This is a genomic window from Streptomyces sp. NPDC006610 (assembly GCF_040611575.1).
Taxonomy (GTDB): domain Bacteria; phylum Actinomycetota; class Actinomycetes; order Streptomycetales; family Streptomycetaceae; genus Streptomyces.
In genome coordinates, this window is sequence record NZ_JBEXOP010000003.1 from 81,574 (window position 1) to 98,075 (window position 16,502).

Annotated in this window: 11 protein-coding genes and 1 pseudogene; 10 read left to right on the forward strand and 2 right to left on the reverse strand. The window is 73.7% G+C overall.

The features are described 5' to 3' along the window. Window positions 1–2: 2 nt before the first annotated feature. From ABZY13_RS03515 to ABZY13_RS03525, 3 genes are all read left to right on the forward strand, one after another. The gene (locus tag ABZY13_RS03515; RefSeq protein WP_356627199.1) at window positions 3–2,300 is read left to right on the forward strand and encodes a UvrD-helicase domain-containing protein; all 2,298 of its coding nucleotides are present in this window, start codon (window positions 3–5) and stop codon (window positions 2,298–2,300) included. A gap of 314 nt (window positions 2,301–2,614) precedes the next feature. Continuing rightward, entirely contained in the window at window positions 2,615–4,039 is a 1,425-nt protein-coding gene (locus ABZY13_RS03520; protein WP_356627200.1) for an NAD-dependent malic enzyme, read from the forward strand. A gap of 436 nt (window positions 4,040–4,475) precedes the next feature. Continuing rightward, entirely contained in the window at window positions 4,476–4,757 is a 282-nt protein-coding gene (locus ABZY13_RS03525; RefSeq protein WP_004000874.1) for an HU family DNA-binding protein, read from the forward strand. A 125-nt stretch (window positions 4,758–4,882) separates the two neighbouring features. On the opposite strand, the gene murA is transcribed toward ABZY13_RS03525, so the two are convergent. Beyond that, window positions 4,883–6,229, reverse strand: coding sequence for a UDP-N-acetylglucosamine 1-carboxyvinyltransferase (murA, locus tag ABZY13_RS03530; protein WP_356627201.1), 1,347 nt, complete (start codon window positions 6,227–6,229; stop codon window positions 4,883–4,885). A gap of 307 nt (window positions 6,230–6,536) precedes the next feature. Here murA and ABZY13_RS03535 point away from each other — a divergent pair, with 307 nt between their 5' ends. From ABZY13_RS03535 to ABZY13_RS03565, 7 genes and pseudogenes are all read left to right on the forward strand, one after another. Continuing rightward, entirely contained in the window at window positions 6,537–7,109 is a 573-nt protein-coding gene (locus ABZY13_RS03535) for a YqgE/AlgH family protein (protein WP_356627202.1), read from the forward strand. Window positions 7,110–7,138: 29 nt separating this feature from the next. Further along, a complete protein-coding gene (locus ABZY13_RS03540; RefSeq protein WP_019754409.1) occupies window positions 7,139–7,426 on the forward strand; it encodes a DUF3039 domain-containing protein in 288 nt (95 codons plus the stop codon). A 239-nt stretch (window positions 7,427–7,665) separates the two neighbouring features. Beyond that, window positions 7,666–9,291 (forward strand): beta-N-acetylhexosaminidase, encoded by a 1,626-nt coding sequence (locus ABZY13_RS03545; RefSeq protein ID WP_356627203.1) that lies wholly within the window; start codon window positions 7,666–7,668, stop codon window positions 9,289–9,291. A 270-nt stretch (window positions 9,292–9,561) separates the two neighbouring features. Next, on the forward strand, window positions 9,562–10,455 hold the full coding sequence (locus tag ABZY13_RS03550) for an FAD binding domain-containing protein (RefSeq protein ID WP_356627204.1): 894 nt from the start codon (window positions 9,562–9,564) through the stop codon (window positions 10,453–10,455). Further along, window positions 10,452–12,281: a 2Fe-2S iron-sulfur cluster-binding protein gene (locus ABZY13_RS03555; RefSeq protein WP_356627205.1), complete on the forward strand. Its 1,830-nt coding sequence runs from the start codon at window positions 10,452–10,454 to the stop codon at window positions 12,279–12,281. Before ABZY13_RS03550 ends, ABZY13_RS03555 begins: the two co-directional genes overlap by 4 nt. Continuing rightward, entirely contained in the window at window positions 12,278–14,587 is a 2,310-nt protein-coding gene (locus ABZY13_RS03560; protein WP_356627206.1) for a molybdopterin cofactor-binding domain-containing protein, read from the forward strand. The genes ABZY13_RS03555 and ABZY13_RS03560 overlap by 4 nt, the downstream gene beginning before the upstream one ends. Before the next feature lie 488 nt (window positions 14,588–15,075). Continuing rightward, a pseudogene (locus ABZY13_RS03565) lies at window positions 15,076–15,477 on the forward strand (SUKH-4 family immunity protein); the annotation flags it as partial. Window positions 15,478–15,486: 9 nt separating this feature from the next. Here the strand turns inward: ABZY13_RS03565 and ABZY13_RS03570 are convergent. Further along, window positions 15,487–16,440, reverse strand: a complete 954-nt coding sequence (locus ABZY13_RS03570; RefSeq protein WP_356627207.1) for a YafY family protein — start codon at window positions 16,438–16,440, stop codon at window positions 15,487–15,489. Window positions 16,441–16,502 lie beyond the last annotated feature (62 nt).

Consider the following 16,502-nt stretch of genomic DNA (forward strand, 5'->3'; position numbering starts at 1 on the left):
CGGTGGCCGCTCAGGCTCAACAGGAAACCGCGCTCGATCCCGCCCGGGACTCCGTCCGCGACCGAGAGATCGGCGTCGAGCAGGAGCACCTGGACCGGGTGTACCGGCGCCTCGAGGAAAAGATCCACGAGGCGGAGTTCCTCATGCACGACGCGGCCCAGCGCGGCCAGGTCGGCACTCCCGGAGCGCTCGCCGAGCGGGACGCCCAGGTCTTCCGGGCGGGGGTGCATCTCAACCGGCTGAACAACGAGTTCGAGGACTTCCTCTTCGGCCGGATCGACCTGCTGCCCGGCAAGGACGGCAAGAAGGGCCCCGACGGCGCGTACACGGCGGTGGAGCCCGCCGAGGGCGCCATCCGCGCCGACCGCACCGCCGACATCGCCGAGACCCTGCACATCGGCCGCATCGGCGTCCTCGACCAGGACTACGCCCCGCTGGTCATCGACTGGCGGGCGCCCGCCGCCGCGCCGTTCTACCGCTCGACGCCGGTCGACCCGGGCCGGGTCGTACGGCGCCGGGTCATCCGCTCCAAGGGGCGGCGCGTCCTCGGCGTCGAGGACGATCTGATGCGTCCCGAGCTGACGGCGTTCCTTGACGGCCACGAGCTGGCGGTGATCGGCGACGGCGCGCTGATGGCCGCCCTCGGACAGGCCCGCAGCCACACCATGCGGGACATCGTCGCCTCCATCCAGGCGGAGCAGGACCTGGTCATCCGGGCCCCCGCCGCCTCCGTGACGTACGTCGAGGGCGGGCCCGGCACCGGCAAGACAGCCGTCGCCCTGCACCGGGCGGCGTACCTCCTCTACCAGGACCGGCGCCGGTACGCGGGCGGCATCCTGATCGTCTCGCCGACCCCGCTGCTGGTGGCGTACACCGAGGGCGTGCTGCCCTCCCTCGGCGAGGAGGGGCAGGTCGCGATCCGCGCGATCGGCTCGCTCGTCGACGGGGCGGAGGCCACGCTGTACGACTCCCCGGCCGTGGCCCGCGCCAAGGGCTCGTACCGCATGCTCAAGGTGCTGCGGAAGGCCGCCCGCGGCGCGCTGGAGTTGAACGATTCGCCGCAGCGGCTGAGAGTCGTCGCCTTCGGCCGCCGGCTGGAGCTGGAGGCCGGGGAGCTGGAGCACATCCGCCGCATCGCCCTCGGCGGCACCGCGCCCGTCAACCTGCTGCGCCCGCGCGCCCGCAAGCTGCTGCTGGACGCCCTGTGGGAGAAGTCGGGCGGCGCCACCCGCCACACCGACCCGGAGCTGGCCGCAGAACTGCGCTCCTCCTTCGACGAGGACGTGGTCTCCGAGGACCCGTTCATCGAGTTCCTGGACGCATGGTGGCCGGAACTGACCCCGCAGGCCGTGCTGCGCGCGATGGCCGACGAGCGCCGGCTCGGCCGCTGGGCCCGGCGGATCCTGAACCCGGGGGAGGTGCGCAAGGTCGCCCGTTCCCTGAAGCGGGACGGCCACTCGGTGCACGACATCGCCATGCTGGACGAGCTGCAGGCCGTCCTCGGCGCCCCGGCCCGCCCGCGCCGCCGGCGCGAGCTGGACCCGCTCGACCAGCTCACCGGCCTGGAGGAGCTGATGCCGGTGCGCGAGGAGTCGCAGCGCGAGCGCGCCGAGCGGCTGGCGCAGGAGCGGGTCGAGTACGCCCACGTCATCGTCGACGAGGCCCAGGACCTCACGCCGATGCAGTGGCGGATGATCGGCCGCCGCGGCCGGCACGCCACGTGGACGATCGTCGGCGACCCGGCGCAGTCGTCCTGGTCCGACCCGGACGAGGCGGCCGAGGCCCGCGACGAGGCCCTCGGCAGCCGCCCGCGCCGCCGCTTCCGGCTCACGGTGAACTACCGCAACCCCGCGGAGATCGCCGAGCTGGCCGCGAAGGTGCTGGCGCTGGCCATGCCCGGCTCCGAGTCGCCGTCGGCGGTCCGCTCCACCGGGGTCGAGCCGCGCTTCAGCGTCGTACGGGACTCCCTCCCGCAGACCGTCCGGGAGGAGGCCGCGCGGCTGCTGGACCGGGTTGACGGCACGGTCGGCGTCGTCGTCGCCATGAACCGGCGCGAGGAGGCCGCCCGCTGGCTCGCCGGACTCGGCGACCGGGTGGTGGCGCTGGGCAGCCTGGAGGCGAAGGGCCTGGAGTACGACGCGACGGTGGTCGTCTCCCCGGCCGAGATCGCCGACGAGTCGCCCGCCGGGCTGCGCGTGCTGTACGTGGCGCTGACCAGGGCGACCCAGCAGCTGACCATCGTCTCCGCGGAGCGGGACGAGCCGGACGAGGCGGGGGTGCCGGACCTGCTGCGGGACTGATCCGAAATAGTCGCGCCGCAGGGAATGGTCTCGCCGGATCCGTTTGTTAGCCTGGATGTGACACCGGCCCGATCCAAGCCCCCGGGCCCAACCTTCGTCGCTACGAGCGACCACTTGCCGCGAGGCGAGCATGGCGGGTCGGTGTCACCAAACGTGTGCGAGGCCCGCGTCACCTTCGGGTGACGCGGGCCTCTTTCGTGTGCCTCCGCTGTGAACACAACGTCCGTAACCCGGGGCGGCTACCGCCTACCCGGCGGTAGGTGCGACGATCGGACGGCAACAGAGCGACACGGTGAAAGCAGAGGAAGTCGGCCATGGCAACGGCGCCCAGCGTCTCCTACTCGATGACGATCCGGCTGGAGGTGCCCGCGAGCGGAACGGCCGTCTCGCAGCTCACCACCGCCGTGGAGTCCTCCGGAGGCTCGGTGACCGGCCTCGACGTCACCGCGTCCGGGCACGAGAAACTCCGCATCGACGTCACCATCGCGGCGAGCTCCACCGCGCACGCCGACGAGATCGTGGGCAAGCTGCGCACCATCGAGGGCGTCACGCTCGGCAAGGTCTCCGACCGTACGTTCCTGATGCACCTCGGCGGCAAGATCGAGATGGCGTCCAAGCACCCCATCCGCAACCGTGACGACCTCTCCATGATCTACACGCCCGGTGTCGCCCGCGTCTGCATGGCCATCGCCGAGAACCCCGAGGACGCCCGCCGCCTCACCATCAAGCGCAACTCCGTTGCGGTCGTGACGGACGGCTCCGCCGTGCTGGGGCTCGGCAACATCGGCCCCAAGGCCGCGCTGCCCGTGATGGAGGGCAAGGCGGCCCTCTTCAAGCGGTTCGCCGGCATCGACGCCTGGCCGATCTGCCTCGACACCCAGGACACCGACGCGATCGTCGAGATCGTCAAGGCCATCGCCCCGGGCTTCGCCGGCATCAACCTGGAGGACATCTCCGCGCCGCGCTGCTTCGAGATCGAGGCCCGCCTGCGCGAGGCGCTCGACATCCCCGTCTTCCACGACGACCAGCACGGCACGGCCATCGTCGTCCTCGCCGCCCTCACCAACGCACTGCGCGTGGTGGGCAAGGGAGTCGGCGACGTGCGCGTCGTCATGTCCGGCGCCGGCGCGGCCGGTACGGCGATCCTCAAACTGCTGCTCGCCGCGGGCGTCAAGCACGCCGTCGTCGCCGACATCCACGGCGTCGTGCACGCCGGCCGCGAGGACCTGGTCGACGCCGCGCCCGGCTCGGCGCTGCGCTGGATCGCCGACAACACCAACCCCGAGGGCGTCACCGGCACCCTCAAGGACGCCGTGCGCGGCGCCGACGTGTTCATCGGCGTCTCCGCCCCCAACGTCCTCGACGGCACGGACGTGGCCGCGATGGCCGACGACGCGGTCGTGTTCGCGCTCGCGAACCCGGACCCCGAGGTCGACCCGGCAATCGCCCGGCAGACCGCGGCAGTTGTCGCCACCGGCCGCTCCGACTTCCCCAACCAGATCAACAACGTGCTGGTCTTCCCCGGTGTGTTCCGCGGTCTGCTGGACGCCCAGTCCCGCACCGTCAACACGGAGATGATGCTCGCCGCCGCGAAGGCCCTGGCCGGCGTGGTGACCGAGGACGAGCTGAACCCGAACTACATCGTCCCCAGCGTGTTCAACGACAAGGTCGCGGGCGCCGTGGCCGGGGCGGTGCGGGAGGCCGCGAAGGCGGCGGGCGCGTCGGCGACCGGCTCCTGAACGGCCTCGTTCGTGTGACGTCGTGGCTGTGAGCATCGCCACGATCGGGCGCCGCGACGGCGCGTCGCGGAACCGCGCGCGGCGTACGGGCCTCTAGGGTGGCGGCCGGACTCGGGTCTCCCGGGTCCGGAAGACCTCGCGTTCCGCTGCCGGGAGCGGACTGGGCGTCACCACGTCGAGGCCGTGGCGCTCACCGTGACTCCCAAGGGTGTTCTCACGACTCCTACGGGTGCCGGATTGGCTTTCCCGCCGCAGGTGGGGGCAGGATGCTCCTCCAGGACGGAGTCCTGGGGGCACCCCCAGGGGCGCGAGCGTCTGACGACGGACCCGGTCCGGGCACCGTCCGAGGACCCTGGCAGCATCGGCTTCGCTGTGCCCGGTGGCGGCTCCGCCGCGTGGCACGCCCCAACAGCAAGAAGAACACGGGAGTAAGAAAATGAACCGCAGTGAGCTGGTGGCCGCGCTGGCCGACCGCGCCGAGGTGACCCGCAAGGACGCCGACGCCGTCCTGGCCGCGTTCGCCGAGGTCGTCGGCGACATCGTCTCCAAGGGCGACGAGAAGGTCACCATCCCCGGCTTCCTGACCTTCGAGCGCACCCACCGTGCCGCTCGCACCGCCCGCAACCCGCAGACCGGCGACCCGATCCAGATCCCGGCCGGCTACAGCGTGAAGGTCTCCGCGGGCTCCAAGCTCAAGGAAGCCGCCAAGGGCAAGTGACCCTGCCGTACGCACACCGCGGGACGGCGTGCGGGGCCCGCTAGGGCGCAGCGGCAACGCCAATGGGGCGGCCACCCGATCGGGGTGGCCGCCCCATGGTCGTTCAGGAAGGGCTGCCCGCCGGGTCAGCCCAGAGCCTTGCCGGGCAGTTCGACCTTCGCCCCGAGTTCCATCAACTTCTCCATGAAGTTCTCGTAACCCCGGTTGATCAGGTCGATGCCGTGGACCCGGGACGTGCCCTGGGCCGCCAGGGCCGCGATGAGGTAGGAGAAGCCGCCGCGCAGGTCGGGGATGACCAGGTCGGCGCCCTGGAGGCGGGTCGGGCCGGAGACCACCGCGGAGTGCAGGAAGTTGCGCTGGCCGAAGCGGCAGTGGGAGCCGCCGAGGCACTCGCGGTAGAGCTGGATGTGCGCGCCCATCTGGTTCAGCGCCGAGGTGAAGCCGAGCCGGGACTCGTACACCGTCTCGTGGATGATCGACAGGCCGGTGGCCTGCGTCAGCGCCACCACCAGCGGCTGTTGCCAGTCGGTCTGGAAGCCGGGGTGCACGTCCGTCTCCAGCGCGATCGACTTCAGCTGCCCGCCCGGGTGCCAGAAGCGGATGCCCTCGTCGTCGATCTCGAACGCGCCGCCGACCTTGCGGTAGGTGTTCAGGAACGTCATCATCGACCGCTGCTGGGCCCCGCGGACGTAGATGTCGCCCTCGGTCGCCAGCGCCGCGGACGCCCAGGAGGCCGCCTCCAGGCGGTCCGGGAGGGCGCGGTGGGTGTAGCCGCCGAGCCGGTCCACACCGGTGATGCGGATCGTGCGGTCGGTGTCCATCGCGATGATCGCGCCCATCTTCTGCAGCACGCAGATGAGGTCCTCGATCTCCGGCTCCACCGCCGCGTTCGCCAGCTCCGTCACGCCCTCGGCCAGCACCGCCGTCAGCAGCACCTGCTCGGTCGCGCCGACGGACGGGTACGGCAGCCGGATCTTGGTGCCGCGCAGCCGCTGCGGCGCCTCCAGGTACTGGCCGTCCGCCCGCTTCTCGATCGTCGCGCCGAACTGCCGCAGCACGTCGAAGTGGAAGTCGATGGGCCGGCCGCCGATGTCGCAGCCGCCGAGACCGGGGATGAAGGCGTGCCCGAGCCGGTGCAGCAGCGGGCCGCAGAACAGGATCGGAATCCGGCTCGACCCCGCGTGCGCGTCGATGTCGGCGACGTTCGCGCTCTCCACATGCGTCGGGTCCAGCACCAGCTCGCCCGGTTCCTCACCCGGACGGACCGACACCCCGTGCAGCTGGAGCAGGCCGCGCACGACGCGGACGTCGCGGATGTCCGGGACGTTGCGCAGCCGACTCGGCGCACTGCCCAGCAGGGCGGCGACCATGGCCTTGGGTACGAGGTTCTTCGCACCGCGGACACGGATCTCGCCCTCGAGCGGGGTGCCGCCATGGACAAGCAGTACGTCGTCAGTGCCGTTGACGGTCATGTATCTCGCGTTCCGATGAGTTGGGCTGACGTTGGGCAGGGCCGGGGCCGGGAAACGGCTGGATCGGGCAAGGGCCGGATGGACAGAGTAATCGCCGCCGACCCCCCTGCCGTAAGCCCAGGGACCACCCGGGGACGTCATGGCTGTGTCACAACACGAACCGTTCCCAATCGGGCACAAGGGGTCACCACGGTCCCGCCCGGGGCGGCCGTGCGCCCCGTCCGCTCCCGTCCGCCCCTGAGCTGCGCACACCCCGGTGGACGGATTGGCTCCCCATGCGCCGGGAAGATGCGGGATCATGTGTGGCATGACCGAGGTGTCCTCGCTCACAGGGCGGCTGCTCGTGGCAACGCCCGCCCTGGCGGACCCGAACTTCGACCGCGCGGTGGTGCTGCTCCTCGACCACGACGAGGAGGGCTCGCTCGGCGTCGTCCTCAACCGCCCGACGCCGGTGGGCGTGGGCGACATCCTGGAGGCGTGGGCGGACCTGGCCGGCGAGCCCGGCGTCGTCTTCCAGGGCGGGCCGGTCTCCCTCGACTCGGCCCTCGGCGTCGCCGTCATCCCCGGCGGCGGGTCCGGCGACGGCGCGCCCCTCGGTTGGCGGCGCGTGCACGGCGCGATCGGCCTGGTCGACCTGGAGGCCCCGCCCGAGCTGCTGGCCTCCGCCCTCGGCTCGCTGCGGATCTTCGCCGGGTACGCCGGCTGGGGCCCGGGCCAGCTGGAGGACGAACTGGCCGAGGGCGCCTGGTACGTCGTGGAGTCCGAGCCCGGCGACGTCTACTCCCCGGAGCCGGAGCGGCTGTGGCGCGAGGTGCTGCGCCGGCAGCGCAACGAGCTGGCGATGGTGGCCACGTATCCGGACGACCCTTCGCTCAACTGATGCGTGTGAGCTTCAGTACCCTTGGCGGTATGAGCACTCTCGAGCCCGAGCGCGGGACTGGTACGGGGACCCTCGTCGAGCCCACGCCGCAGACTTCCCACGGCGACGGCGATCACGAGCGCTTCGCCCACTACGTCCAGAAGGACAAGATCATGGCGAGCGCGCTCGACGGCACGCCCGTCGTGGCGCTGTGCGGCAAGGTGTGGGTGCCCGGCCGCGACCCGAAGAAGTACCCCGTGTGCCCCATGTGCAAGGAGATCTACGAGTCCATGGGCGCCGGCGGCGACGACAAGGGCAAGGGCAAGGGCGACAAGTAGATCTCCGGACGGGCAGAGCTCTGCCGGGCTCGTTCGTCGGGGGGCTCTCTCTCGGGCTCGTTCGTCGCGTTGGTCGGGGGACCATCCCGGGCTCGCCCGTCCGGAGGTCCTCCCCGGACCGTGTCCGTCCGGAGGTCACTCCCGGACCTCGTCCGTCCGGTGGCACACGCAAGGCCCCCGGGGTGCGTTCGGCGCGCCCCGGGGGCGCTCACGTTCGATCACATCTGTGAAGGGCTGGGATGAGCGACGGGGTGGATGTGATTCCGGCGCCGCGGCTGCTGCGCCGGGACGGGGCGGGCCGTACGCGCCTCGACGAGGGGACCTGGCTCCGGGCGCTGCCCGGGACCGAGGGCGTCGCGCGCTGGCTGCGGGCGACGGTCGGCGCGGCGACCGGGCTGCCGCTGCCCGAGGGACCGGGTGATCCGGACCGCGGCATCGTGCTGGGCATCGACCCCGGCCTGCCCCCGGAGGGGTACCGTCTCGTCGTCGACGGCCGGGTGCGCCTGGAGGGCGGCGGCGCGGCCGGCGTCTTCTGGGCCGCGCAGACCCTCCGTCAGCTGCTCGGCCCCGACGCCTTCCGGCGGGCTCCCGTGCGCCCGGGCGCGGAGTGGCAGCTGCCGTACGTGACGATCGAGGACGCCCCGCGCTTCGGCTGGCGCGGCCTCATGCTCGACGTCGCCCGGCACTTCACGCCCAAGGAGGGCGTGCTGCGCCACCTCGACCTGATGGCGGCGCACAAACTCAACGTCTTCCACTTCCACCTGACGGACGATCAGGGCTGGCGCGTCGAGATCGAGCGGTATCCGAGGCTGACCGAGGTCGCCTCCTGGCGGGCGCGGACGAAAATCGGTCACCGTGCCTCGCCGCTGTGGGAGGAGAAGCCGCACGGCGGTTTCTACACCCACGACGACATCCGGGAGATCGTCGCCTACGCCGCCGAGCGGCACATCACCGTCGTCCCGGAGATCGACGTACCGGGACACTCGCAGGCCGCCATCGCCGCGTATCCGGAACTCGGCAACACCGACGTCATCGACACCACCGCCCTCACCGTCTGGGACAACTGGGGAATCTCCGCCAACGTCCTCGCCCCCACGGACGACACCCTCCGCTTCTACGAAGGGGTGTTCGAGGAGCTGCTGGAGCTGTTCCCGTCGGAGTTCATCCACGTCGGCGGCGACGAGTGCCTCAAGGACCAGTGGCAGCGGTCGGCTACGGCGCAGGCGCGCATCGCGGAACTCGGGCTCGCGGACGAGAACGCGCTCCAGGCGTGGTTCATCGGCCATTTCGACGCCTGGCTCGCCGCGCGCGGACGCCGGCTCATCGGCTGGGACGAGATCCTGGAGGGCGGTCTCGCGGCGGGCGCGGCCGTCTCCTCGTGGCGCGGGTACGCGGGCGGGATCGCCGCCGCGCGGGCCGGCCACGACGTCGTCATGTGCCCCGAGCAGCAGGTCTATCTCGACCACCGGCAGGCCGCCGGGGACGACGAGCCCGTGCCGATCGGCTACGTCCGCACCCTGGAGGACGTCTACCGGTTCGAGCCCGTGCCCCCGGAGCTGACCCCCGCGGAAGCCGAGCACGTCCTCGGCACGCAGGCCAACCTGTGGACCGAGGTGATGGAGGACCAGGCGCGCGTGGACTACCAGGCGTTCCCGCGGCTCGCCGCGTTCGCCGAGGTGGCCTGGAGCGCCCTGCCCGCCCCCGCCGACCGGGACTTCGCCGCATTCGAGCGGCGGATGGCCGTCCACTACCGGCGGCTCGACGCGCTCGGCGTCGCCTACCGGCCGCCCTCCGGCCCGCGCCCCTGGCAGCGGAGGCCGGGCGTCCTCGGCCGCCCGATCGACGGACCGCCGCCCAGCGCCTGAGACGGCCCGGTCGGGTGGGTGTGACGCAAAACCTTCACAACGGTCACCGAAGAGTGTCAATGTCGGTGCACCCGTGAAGTGCGGCCGAAATGGGACGGAAGTGGAAAAAAGCTGGCCATCTCGCCGGTCAGGTGGGCGAATGCCTCCTAGCGGACCCCCGCGTTCGAGCCCTGCGAAGATGTGCCAGAGTTGCCACGTCCGCCCTGTCGGCACGTACCGTACGGGCCACACGGGCGGGACCAGGTGGGGCAGCGGGAAGGGGCAGCCGGTTTGACCACGCACGCACCGCAGGCGGCGCAGGCCGTCACGCTGCCCGCCACGCTGGACGAGGCAGTGGCGGCGCTCACCGCCATGCCCGCCGCCGTACCCGTGGCGGGCGGCACGGACCTGATGGCCGCCGTCAACAGCGGACAGCTCAGGCCCGCCGCGCTGGTCGGCCTCGGCCGCATCAGCGAGATCCGCGGCTGGCAGTACCAGGACGGCCACGCGCTGCTCGGCGCCGGACTCACCCACGCGCGGATGGGCCGCCCCGACTTCGCCGCCCTGATCCCGGCGCTCGCCGCCGCCGCGCGCGCCGCGGGCCCGCCGCACATCCGCAACGCCGGCACCCTCGGCGGCAACATCGCCTCCGCCGCGCCCACCGGCGACGCGCTGCCGGTGCTGGCCGCCCTGGAAGCCACGCTGATCATCGCGGGCGCGGGCGGCGCCCGCCGGGAGATCCCGGTGTCGCACCTGCTGGCCGGCATGGAGACGCTGCGCCCCGGGGAGCTCATCGGATACGTGCGCGTGCCGCTGCTGCACGCCCCGCAGGTCTTCCTCAAGGCGACCGGCCGGACCGGGCCGGGCCGCGCGGTGGCCTCCGTCGCGCTGGTCCTCGACCCGGCCCGGCGCGGGGTGCGGTGCGCGGTCGGTGCCATCGCGCCGATGCCGCTGCGCCCGCTGGACGCCGAGCAGTGGGTCGCCCAGCTCATCGACTGGGACAACGACCGCGCGGTCGTCCCCGAGGCGCTGGGCGCCTTCGGCGAGTACGTCGCCGCGGCCTGCATCCCCGACCCCGCGCCGGCCGAGGACGGCTCCGTACCGCAGCTTCCGCCCGCCGTACTGCACCTGCGGCGCACCGTCGCCGCGCTGGCCCGACGAGCACTGGGGAGGGCGCTGTCGTGACCGACGAACAGCACGGACAGGGCACGCCCCCGGGCGGCGGCGGCCGCTGGGACCCGCTGCCGCAGGGCGACTACGACGACGGCGCGACCGCCTTCGTCACGCTCCCCGAGGGCGGTCTCGACGCGCAGCCGGCCTCCTCCGAGTCGCCGCTCGCCGCGCCGGGCCACGGCTACGTGCCGCCGCAGATAACGGTCGCGCCCGCGACGACGGCGGGCACCGACCCGGCCGCCACGGGCAGCTGGGCCATGCCGCCCGAGGGCGCGCAGTGGCCCGACCCGAACGCCGGACAGGACGGCTCGGGGCAGGACCGGTTCGCGTACAACCCCGGCGCCACCCAGCAGTGGTCCTTCGAGGACGCCGGGACGGGGGAGCCGTCGGCGCCCGCGCCGGGGCACGACGTGACCGGGCAGTGGTCGATTCCCGTGGCGAACGGGGACATCCCGGACGAATCGGGCGAGTTCACCACGTCGTCCCTGGTCGAGCAGTGGGGCGGTACCCCGCCGACGACCCTGCCCGGCGGCGCGTCGGCCCCGTGGGCGACGCACCAGCCGGAGCGGCAGGACCGGCAGGAGCACGCCGAGCAGCCCGGGTACGTCGAGCGGCCGGGTCGCGGGGAGCATCGCGGTCACGCGGAGCAGCCCGGTCACGACGGGTACCCCGACGAGTCCGGGCAGCCGTCCCACGCCGGGCAGCCGTCCCACGCCGAGCAGTCGGCGCACGGCGGGCAGTCGGCGCACGGCGAGCACCCGCGACACGCCGGGCGCCCGGCCGCCGAGGTGTCCGCGCAGGCGTACACGCGTCCCGCGCCGCGGCCCGACGCCCCCGGCGACGCCTCACCGCCCGCGGAGCCCTCACAGCCTGCCCCCGTGCACCGTGAGACCGCCGACGCGACCCCCGAAACCGGGTCGGCAGGGCCCGCCGAGGCCCCTGGGAGCCCCGCGGAGCCCCCGGCCGGTGACCCGCCGTCCACCCCTGCCGCAGGGCAGGCCGCGCAGGAGCCGGCGACGGCCGCAGCGCAGGACGCCCCGGACGGCGCCCCCGAGCCGCGGCCCGAGGACGCCCGGGGCACCTCCGAGGCGGCCGACGCTCCGGACGCCCCCGCCGCACCCGCGGCCCCCCACGACGAACACCCCCTCGCCTCCTACGTCCTGCGCGTCAACGGCGCCGAGCGCCCGGTCGCCGACGCCTGGATCGGCGAGTCGCTGCTCTACGTGCTGCGCGAGCGGCTCGGTCTCGCGGGCGCCAAGGACGGCTGCTCCCAGGGCGAGTGCGGCGCCTGCAACGTCCAGGTCGACGGCCGTCTCGTCGCGTCCTGCCTGGTGCCGGCCGCGACCGCCGCCGGCAGCGAGGTCCGTACGGTCGAGGGTCTGGCCGCCGACGGACAGCCCTCGGACGTGCAGCGGGCGCTCGCCAAGTGCGGCGCGGTGCAGTGCGGTTTCTGCGTGCCCGGCATGGCGATGACCGTGCACGACCTCCTGGAGGGCAATCCGGCGCCGACCGAGCTGGAGACCCGCCAGGCGCTGTGCGGCAACCTGTGCCGCTGCTCCGGCTACCGGGCCGTCCTGGACGCCGTCAAGGAGGTCGTGTCCGAACGCGAGGCGCACGCCGCGCCCGAGGCGTCCGAACACGACGGCGACGAGCCGCGTATTCCTCAGCAGGCGGGCCCCGGCGCCGGCGGCGTCAACGCGTCGGCGTTCGAGTCCCCCCGCACCTCGGGCCTGTACGACCGGCCCGACACGCCGCCGGACGACCGGACGTACGGCAACGGACACGGGCACGGACCAGGACGCGACCAGGGACAGGGACAGGACGGAGGCCCGGCGTGAGCAACGAAACCGCCACCGCGACCACCGCCGCGGAGACCCTCTCCGCCCCCGAGCCGCTGCCGCACGGTCTCGGCGCGTCCCTGCCCGCGGCCGACGCGGGCGCCAAGACGGAGGGCACCTTCCCCTACGCCGCCGACCTGTGGGCGGAGGGCCTGCTGTGGGCGGCCGTGCTGCGCTCACCGCACCCGCACGCGCGCATCGTGTCCATCGACACCACCCACGCGCGCGAGATGCCCGGCGTCCGCGCGGTCGTCACGCACGAGGACGTCCCGGGCAACCCGCTGCACGGACGCGGCAAGGCCGACCGCCCCGTCTTCGCCTCCGAGGTCGTACGGCACCACGGCGAGCCCATCGCCGCCGTCGCCGCCGACCACCCGGACACCGCGCGGATGGCCGCGGCGGCCGTCATCGTCGAGTACGAGGTGCTCGACCCGGTGACCGACCCCGAGCAGGCGTTCGAGGCCGAGCCGCTGCACCCCGACGGCAACCTGATCCGGCACATCCCGCTGCGCCACGGCGACCCTGAGGCGGCCGGCGAGATCGTGGTCGAGGGCCTCTACCGCATCGGCCGCCAGGACCCCGCCCCGATCGGCGCCGAGGCCGGCCTCGCCGTGCCCCGCCCGGACGGCGGCGTCGAGCTGTACGTCGCCTCCACCGACCCGCACACCGACCGCGACACGGCCGCCGCCTGCTACGGGCTGGAGCCCGAACGGGTGAAGGTCGTCGTCACCGGCGTGCCCGGCGCCACGGCCGACCGCGAGGACCAGGGCTTCCAGCTCCCGCTCGGACTGCTCGCCCTGAAGACCGGCTGCCCGGTGAAACTCACGGCCACGCGCGAGGAGTCCTTCCTCGGGCACGCGCACAGACATCCCACGCTGCTGCGCTACCGCCACCACGCCGACGCCGAGGGCCGGCTGGTCAAGGTCGAGGCGCAGATCCTGCTCGACGCGGGCGCGTACGCCGACACGTCCTCCGACGCCCTCGCCGCCGCCGTCTCCTTCGCCTGCGGCCCCTACGTCGTGCCGAACGCCTTCATCGAGGGCTGGGCCGTGCGCACCAACAACCCGCCCTCGGGCCATGTGCGCGGCGAGGGCGCCATGCAGGTGTGCGCCGCCTACGAGGCGCAGATGGACAAGCTCGCCAAGAAGCTCGGCGTCGAACCGGCGGAGCTGCGGCTGCGCAACGTCATGGCGACCGGCGACGTCCTGCCGACCGGCCAGACGGTGACCTGCCCCGCGCCGGTCGCCGAACTCCTCCGGGCGGTACGCGACTTCCCGCTGCCGGCGCTGCCCAAGGACACGCCCGAGGACGAGTGGCTGCTGCCCGGCGGCCCCGAGGGCGCGGGCGAGCCCGGCGCCGTGCGCCGGGGCGTGGGCTACGGCGTGGGCATGGTGCACATGCTCGGCGCCGAGGGCGCCGACGAGGTCTCCACGGCGACGGTGAAGGTCCAGGACGGCGTCGCGACCGTGCTGTGCGCGGCCGTGGAGACCGGGCAGGGCTTCAGCACGCTCGCCCGCCAGATCGTCCAGGAGATCCTCGGCGTGGACGAGGTGCACGTCGCCCCCGTGGACACCGACCAGCCCCCGGCCGGCGCCGGCTGCCGGGGCCGCCACACCTGGGTGTCGGGCGGCGCGGTGGAGCGGGCGGCCAAGATGGTCCGCACCCAGCTCCTGCAGCCCCTCGCGCACAAGTTCGGCATGTCGGCGGAGCTGCTCCAGATCGCCGACGGCAAGATCACCTCGTACGACGGCGTCCTGTCGACCACGGTCGCCGAGGCGCTGGAGGGCAAGGAGCTGTGGGCCACCGCCCAGTGCCGCCCCCACCCGACCGAACCGCTCGACGAGGCCGGTCAGGGCGACGCCTTCGTGGGGCTCGCCTTCTGCGCGATCCGCGCGGTGGTGGACGTCGACATCGAACTGGGCTCGGTGCGGGTGGTGGAGCTGGCGGTCGCCCAGGACGTCGGCCGGATCCTCAACCCGGCGCAGCTGGCGGCCCGGATCGAGGCGGGCGTCACCCAGGGCGTGGGCGTGGCCCTCACCGAGAACCTGCGTACGCCGCGCGGTGTGATCCGCCATCCCGACCTCACCGGCTACGCCCTGCCGACGGCCCTGGACGCGCCCGACATCCGGATCGTCAAGCTGATCGAGGAGCGGGACGTGGTGGCGCCGTTCGGCGCGAAGGCGGTCAGCGCGGTCCCGGTCGTGGCGTCCCCGGCGGCGATCGCGTCGGCGGTGCGGGCGGCGACGGGCCGCCCGGTCAACCGCCTGCCGATCCGCCCGCAGGCCGCGGTGGTGGTCACGGGGTGATCCCCGCGGGGGGCGGGTACCCCCAGGGCGGTCGTTTCCGCAGGTGGGAGCGATTGTCAGTGGGGGCGCGTAGTGTTCTGGGCAGTGAGGACGACGGCGACCGCGTCGAACGACGAAGGCGGCCGTCCGCGTCCTCGCTTCGAGCGAGCATGCGCGGGGGAGCCATGATCACGACCGAGACCGTCACGCCGGTGACCGCGATGACGGTGGCCGCCACGACCGAGCGCCTCACTGCCGGGACGGTCACGACGGGCGGCACCGTGCCCGGCGTCGCCGCCGCGACCGCCACCACGACCGGCGCCGCCACCACGATCTCCGCCGCCCTCTGCGAGGAGACGCTCGCCGAAGACGCCCTCGCCGATCTGCTGACGTGCGCCTCTCTGCTCGGCGGCGTGAGCGCGCCGCCCCCGGCCGACCCGGCGCTGTGCACGCTGCTGCGGTTCGCCACGGCCGCGGAGGAACTGGCGGAGCTACGCCGTGACGCCGCCTCGGGCCTGGCGCTGGACGTGCCGGGACGGCTGCTGGCCGAGGAGTTCGGGCGCGGCGGCATCGTCCGCTTCGAGGAGCTCGACTTCCCCGCGGCGCTCACCCACGAGCCGACGCGCCGCTTCCTGCGCGAGACGGGCCTGCCGGAGGACGGCCGACTCTTCCACCTGGACATGGACGTCCCGCTGCCCACCCTCACCGCCTATTACGAGGCCGAACGCCCCGGCGGCCGGCTCCCCGCCCGCGCCGACCACCTGATACGCCTGGGCCACCCGGCCGAGGACCACAGCGTGGTCGTCGACGGCGCGACCGGCGAGGTGCACATCTGGAGCGAGCGCGAGGCGATTCTGCATCCGCTCAGCCGGGACGTCTCCACCCTCGCCTTCACCCTCTGGCTGCTCAACGGGTCCTAGCTAGGGGGTGTCCGCCTCAGTCGCCCGTGTCCCGTAGCGGGCGGCCAGGGTGCGTGCCGTCTCGGCGATGCGGTCGCGCAGTTCGGCCGGCGCGAGGACCTCGACGTCCGCGCCGAGGCGCAGAAACTCCCCGTGGGCGTGGTCGACCGACTCGATGGGCACCCGCGCCCGCGTCCAGCCGTCGCCGGCGGGGGTCACGCCGAGGCGGCGGGCGCCCTCGGGGGTCAGCCGCACCAGGGCCTCCCCGGTGTGCAGGCGCGCCCGGAAGTCTGCCAGGTAGCCGTCCCAGTACCCGGCCAGGTCGAACCCGTCCGGACGGTCGAACTCCTCCTCCAGCGACCGCAGTTCGAGGATCCGGTCCACCCGGTAGGTGCGGATCCCGGACGGCCCGCCGGCGACCAGGTACCAGCGGCCCGCCTTGAGGACCAGCCCGTACGGCTCCACCCGCCGCTCGATCTCCTCCGGCGCCCGCCAGCGCCGGTACCGCAGCACCACCGCACGCCGGTCCCACACCGCGGCGGCGACCGCGGTCAGATGAGGCGCCCGGTCGGCGTCGCCGTACCAGCCCGGCGCGTCGAGCAGAAAGCACTCCTGAAGACGCTCGGCGTGCTCGCGCAGCTCCGCCGGGAGGGCGGCCCGCAGCTTGAGCCGGGCGGTGGCCAGCGCCTCGCCGAGGCCGAGTTCGGCGGCGGGACCGGGGAGCGCGGCGAGGAACGCGGCCCGCGCCTCGTCCGCGGTCAGTCCGGTGAGGCGGGTCCGGTAGCCGTCGACCAGCCGGTAGCCGCCGGCGTGCCCGGCGTCGCCGTAGAGCGGGATCCCGGCGGCGGCGAGCGCCTCGACGTCCCGGTAGACGGTCCGCACCGACACCTCCAGCTCCGCGGCCAGCTGCCGGGCCGTCATCCGCCCCCGGTCCTGCAGCAGCAGAAGCAGGGTCACCAACCGGCTCGCACGCATGACGCCCAGTATCGCCGCACCCCACCGCACTCCACTGACAGAAGATGTCAGCGGACCGCCCC

Bases quoted from the DNA above. Each gene is read 5' to 3' on its own strand.
- ABZY13_RS03520 (WP_356627200.1), top strand. From the start codon at position 2,615: ATGGCAACGGCGCCCAGCGTCTCCTACTCGATGACGATCCGGCTGGAG.
- ABZY13_RS03525 (WP_004000874.1), top strand. From the start codon at position 4,476: ATGAACCGCAGTGAGCTGGTGGCCGCGCTGGCCGACCGCGCCGAGGTG.
- murA (WP_356627201.1), bottom strand. From the start codon at position 6,229: ATGACCGTCAACGGCACTGACGACGTACTGCTTGTCCATGGCGGCACC.
- ABZY13_RS03535 (WP_356627202.1), top strand. From the start codon at position 6,537: ATGACCGAGGTGTCCTCGCTCACAGGGCGGCTGCTCGTGGCAACGCCC.
- ABZY13_RS03540 (WP_019754409.1), top strand. From the start codon at position 7,139: ATGAGCACTCTCGAGCCCGAGCGCGGGACTGGTACGGGGACCCTCGTC.
- ABZY13_RS03545 (WP_356627203.1), top strand. From the start codon at position 7,666: ATGAGCGACGGGGTGGATGTGATTCCGGCGCCGCGGCTGCTGCGCCGG.
- ABZY13_RS03570 (WP_356627207.1), bottom strand. From the start codon at position 16,440: ATGCGTGCGAGCCGGTTGGTGACCCTGCTTCTGCTGCTGCAGGACCGG.